At 68.9% G+C, this 4876-nt stretch carries 5 protein-coding genes and 1 pseudogene; 3 read left to right on the forward strand and 3 right to left on the reverse strand.

The genetic code is table 11. From position 1 onward, the window contains the following. Positions 1–264: hypothetical protein (locus tag ACTHJJ_RS15965; protein ID WP_440303933.1), on the forward strand; the 264-nt coding region annotated here is incomplete at its 5' end. Between the two features lie 64 nt (positions 265–328). On the opposite strand, the gene ACTHJJ_RS15970 is transcribed toward ACTHJJ_RS15965, so the two are convergent. Further along, complete coding sequence (locus tag ACTHJJ_RS15970) at positions 329–1267, reverse strand: sigma-70 family RNA polymerase sigma factor (protein ID WP_440303934.1); 939 nt, start codon at positions 1265–1267, stop codon at positions 329–331. 192 nt (positions 1268–1459) lie between these two features. On the opposite strand from ACTHJJ_RS15970, the pseudogene ACTHJJ_RS15975 reads away from it, so the two are divergent. Both ACTHJJ_RS15975 and ACTHJJ_RS15980 read left to right on the forward strand, forming a co-directional pair. Continuing rightward, positions 1460–2181, forward strand: a pseudogene (locus ACTHJJ_RS15975) (SDR family oxidoreductase). 27 nt (positions 2182–2208) lie between these two features. Continuing rightward, the gene (locus ACTHJJ_RS15980) at positions 2209–3339 is read left to right on the forward strand and encodes a carboxylate-amine ligase (RefSeq protein WP_440303935.1); all 1131 of its coding nucleotides are present in this window, start codon (positions 2209–2211) and stop codon (positions 3337–3339) included. A gap of 16 nt (positions 3340–3355) precedes the next feature. Here the strand turns inward: ACTHJJ_RS15980 and ACTHJJ_RS15985 are convergent, their stop codons facing one another. Continuing rightward, positions 3356–4153, reverse strand: a complete 798-nt coding sequence (locus ACTHJJ_RS15985; protein ID WP_440303936.1) for an NYN domain-containing protein — start codon at positions 4151–4153, stop codon at positions 3356–3358. Positions 4154–4267: 114 nt separating this feature from the next. Beyond that, entirely contained in the window at positions 4268–4840 is a 573-nt protein-coding gene (locus ACTHJJ_RS15990; RefSeq protein WP_440303937.1) for a hypothetical protein, read from the reverse strand. Positions 4841–4876 lie beyond the last annotated feature (36 nt).

Raw genomic sequence — 4876 nt, forward strand, 5'->3', positions numbered from 1 at the left:
ATCGGGGGCTGGCTGATCTATCGGCACCCTGACCTCAAGGTCGTCTTCGACACCAGGGTCGAGATCCATACGCCGAGCTTCATCGAGGACTACCGAGGCGCAATGGCTGGCTCTCCCGGATGGCAGGCGTTCGTAGAGCGAACCGCCTGCAGCGTCGCCCTGCTCGAAGAGAAGGCGCCTTTCGTGACCGTGCTCAAGCAGCAGCACTGGCAGGTCCTCGGCACCTCCGACGGCATGGTCCTGCTCGGCAAGCCCGGGAACTGATCCCCGAATAGCAATGGTGGCGTGCGCAATTCGCGCACGCCACCATCGCCGTTCCCGATGAGGGTCAGACCGCTCGCAGCGTGGGCTGGGCCGTCAGCCGGTGCTCGCCGCGCAGCAGTGCGGCTGCCTTGGCGCGCCGGACGCCACTGCGACGACGGCGCGGAGCCACAACCGGCTTCGGCTCGGGCTCGTGCTCGAGGTCCTCGCGGAGCCGCTCGAGGATCGCCCGGTGCAGGCGGGAGACCTGCATCTGGCTCACGCCGAGCCGCTCGCCGATCTCGGCCTGGGTGCAGCCCTCGACGTAGCGCCACCAGAGGATCTGGCGCTCGCGGTCCTCGAGGTGGGCCATCGCGGCCTGGACGCTGAGCACGTCGTCGACCCGGGCGAAGTCGTCCCCCTCGGCGGCAATCATGTCCGACAGGGGAGCGGACCCGGCCTCGGCGTCGCGCGTCGGCGCGTCGAGCGAACGGGAGTGGTAGGCCGCCTCCGCGCAGACGCACTCGCGTACTGCCGTCTCCGGCAGGTCGAGGTCGGCAGCGACGTCGGCGTGGGTGACCGTCCGGCCGAGGTCCTGCTCGAGCCGCTCGCGGCTCTCGCGGACATCGGCACGCAGCTCCTGCAGCCTCCGGGGCGGCCGGACGGACCAGGTCGCGTCCCGGAAGTAGTGCTTGAGCTCGCCGCGGATCGTCGGACCCGCGAAGGACGTGAAGTTCCGGCCGGAGCCGGGACGGTAGCGGCGCATCGCTGCCACAAGGGCAGCCCGGCCGATCTGGACGAGGTCCTCTCGCTCCACGCCGCGGCGCTGGAACCTCAGGGAGATCCGGTCCGCGAAGTCGATGTTGAGGCTGATGATCTCGTCCTCGAGTGCCTCCCGCTCGGCGGGGGTCGCATCCTGCATCTGCTCGAAGCACTCCTCGGTCCGCTGGTCGCGGTCGGACCGCTCACTTCGAGCGGCGGAGAACTTCGAGGACGTACGGGCGAAGGTTGAAGTCGTCGAAGACATCGCGCTGGGCTCCGTTCATTGCATAGTGCGGTGAAACTGAGCGGGCGCGTGGTTTGACCCGGTCTCGGTCTTTCGACCGTGTCACGACTTCCTGAGAAGTGCAACTCAAGATGCGAAAGGAGACGGCTCGTGACTACCCCTGCAGCGAACAGTGCTCACTGTGACGTGCGCCATAGTCGTATTCGCACAGCTTTGTCCCAGCAGAAGCTCACCTCGCGCCCAGTCTGGAGGCGGCGGCATCGCTTTCCCGCCCAGACCCAGGAGCCGCCGGGCTCGTTCCAGCAGATGAACCCGGTCCCCGACCATGGGGAGGAGACCTTCCAGGGGCACGACCGGCTCAAGGGGATGAAGGCGCTCATCACCGGCGGCGACTCCGGGATCGGGCGTGCCGTCGCGATCGCCTTCGCCCGCGAGGGGGCCGACGTCGCGATCAACTACCTCGAGCCCGAGGAGTCCGACGCCCAGGACACGATCGGCTGGATCGAGAAGGCCGGGCGGAAGGGCGTCCGGGTGCCGGGCGACATCCAGGACCGGGAGACGTGCGAGCAGGTCGTGGCGGAGCCGGTCAAGCAGCTCGGCGGACTCGACATCCTCGTCAACAACGCCGGATTCCATTGGGACAAGAGCGGACCCGGCATCGAGCACATGGCCGAGGAGCACATCAACCTCGCACAGCAGTTGGGCCCCGGGGGATTCGGGTCAACGGGGTCGCGCCGGGACCGATCTGGACACCGCTGCAGCCTGCGACGCGCCCCGAGAAGAAGATCGAGACCTTCGGCGCGAGTACCCCCCTCGGACGGGCCGGACAGCCGGCCGAGGTGGCACCCGCCTACGTGTTTCTCGCGTCGCCGTCCGACGCGAGCTACGTATCGGGAACCATCGTCGGTGTGACAGGTGGCGAATCCGTCTTCTGATCGCCGCTTCGCGACTAGCGTTGGTGCATGGTGCGCACGGTCGGCGTCGAGGAGGAGCTGCTCCTCGTCGACGTGCGCACGGGCCGGCCGATGTCGGTCTCTGGAGTGGTGCTCGCGAAGGAGGCCGAGGCGCTCGGCGAGGACCCCCTGGCGAAGGTCGGCATCGTCCCCTGCGGTGCCGTGGAGGGTGAGTTCCAGCAGCAGCAGATCGAGATCCACACCTCCCCGGTGCAGGACCTGGCAGTGCTCGACGCAGAGCTGCGGCACTGGCGGGGGCGAGCCCGAGCACTGGCCCGCGAGGTGGGAGCGAGCGTGGCGGCGCTTGCGACGTCGCCGATGCCGGTCGAGCCGCGGGCGGTCCCGTCCCCGCGCTATGAGCGCATGCAAGAGCTGCTCGGGCTGACGGGGCGGCGCCACCTCACCTGCGGCTGCCATGTCCACGTCGGCGTCGAGTCCGACGAGGAAGCGGTGGGCGTCCTCGACCGGGCGCGGGTGTGGCTGCCGGTGCTGCTCGCGATCAGCTCGAACTCGCCCTACTGGCAAGGGGAGGACTCCGGTTATGCCAGCTATCGCTCCCAGGCGTTCTCGCTGTGGCCGTCGTTCGGTCCGCCGGACCGCTTCGGGAGCGCGGCCGGGTATCGGGCGGCGGTGGACGCGCTGCTCGCGACCGGGGCGGCGCTCGACGAGGGGATGGTCTACTGGGATGCCCGGCTGGCGGTGAGCTACCCAACGGTCGAGATCCGCGCGGCCGATGTGTGCCTCGACGTGGCCGACACCGTGTTCGTCGCGGCGCTGTGCCGGGGTCTCGTCGAGACGGCGGCCCGGGAGTGGCGGCGGGGCGAGCCCGCTCCGGACGTGGCGACCTCGCTGTTGCGCGTCGCGGCCTGGCACGCGGCCCGGTATGGCGTCGAGAGCCAGCTGATCGACCCCCGAACGATGCGGCCGGCGCCGGCGCGTGACGTGGTGGCCGCGCTCGTGGCCTACGTGTCGCCGGCCCTGGACGCCGACGGCGACCGGCTCGTGGTCGAGGCGGGCGTCGAGCGCCTGTGGTCGCGGGGGACCGGCGCGACCCGTCAGCGACGGACGATGGAACGGACCGGCCAGCTCATCGACGTGGTCGCCCAAGCCGCCCGGATCACCGGCGGCCAGGACGGCTGAGGGCCCCGCGTCGACGTCAGCCGGGGAGTTTTGCGGTCATCTCCGCAGCCGTCTTCGTCGACTTCACCGGGCGCTTCGGCTTCTGGTCGGAGATCAGGACCGTCCCGCCGTCCCGGGCGACGGTGAACAGGCCGATCGCCTCGGCGAGGTCGCTCAGCTTCTGGTAGCCGTAGCGGCGCGAGTCGAAGTCAGGCGCCTGCTTCTGGATGAGGCCGCCGACCACGCTGAGGGCCGCCCAGCCGTCCTCGCCCGAGGCCGCGTCGATGGCGGCCCGGAAGAGGTTCACGAGACCGGCGTTCTTGCGCAGCTGCGTGCTCGTCAGCTGCTTTCGGGCGGGCGTGGCGACGTCGGTGCCCTTGTCCTTGAAGATCTCGGTGTAGATGAACTGGTCGCAGGCGACGACGAACGGCCGCGGGGTCTTCTCCTCCCCGAACCCGATGACCCGCTTGCCGGACTCGCGGATGCGGGACGCGAGCCGGGTGAAGTCGCTGTCGCTCGAGACGAGGCAGAAGCCGTCGAAGGTGTCGGTGTAGAGCAGGTCCATCGCGTCGATGATCATCGCGCTGTCCGTGGCGTTCTTGCCCGACGTGTAGGCGAACTGCTGGATCGGCTGGATCGAGTAGTCGAGGAGCGTCTCCTTCCACCTGCCGAGGTTCGGCCGGGTCCAGTCGCCGTAGATCCGCTTGACGCTCGCGACCCCGAAGCGGCTCACCACGGCGAGGAGGCCCTCGATGATCGAGGGGTTCGCGTTGTCGGCATCGATGAGGACGGCGAGCTGTGCGTTGCTGGAGTCGTTCCACGGGGCGGCGGCCATGACCCAACTCTGCCGTACCGGGGCTGCCAGTCAGGGGAATCGCCCAGTCCTCTGCATGCCCGCACAAACTCGAATGGCCGTTCCGAGTCGCCGCACACTGAGTGCCGATGCGCGTTAATCGTCGAGATCGAGTTCCGCGAGCGCACGGAGGAACCGGTTGTTGTCCTCGGGCATGATCGGGTCGTTCCAGCGGAGCCACCCCACGGTCTGGGTCGTCTCGGGGTCAGCCCACCGTTGGTACCAGTCCGCCTGTCTGAGGAGCGCCGCTGACTCAGGGTCGGTTCGGCCGTCCAGCCGGCGCTGCAACTGCACCACCCGCTCCGGTACCCGGTCAACGACCGCACAGTGTGGGCCCTCCGGCCAGAGCTGGTCGCGGACCGGGACCTCTGCGCGTAGTCCGAGGCCCCGTAGATCAGCGTCCCGGAAGTCATTGCCGAGGATGAGGTTCGGTCCCTCGCGTACGGGTGTGCCGGGGATCACCGGGACCTCTCGACCCCAGATGGTGAGTGAGTCAACCACCCCGAGAAAGCGGTTGGCCACGAGGTCGTTGCTCCAGAACATGGCGGTCTTCCACTTGCAGTCCTGAAATGTGCAGCGCTCGATCCGCCCATGCAGCCTTGGGAACCAACGGAGGTCGCATTTCAGGAAGTGGCAACCGTCGAAACAGCTGCCGCTGGGCACGTCCAAGCCAATACCCCCCCCCTACCATTTGTACATGCACCC

The organism is Intrasporangium sp. (assembly GCF_051961875.1).
Lineage (GTDB): Bacteria > Actinomycetota > Actinomycetes > Actinomycetales > Dermatophilaceae > Intrasporangium_A.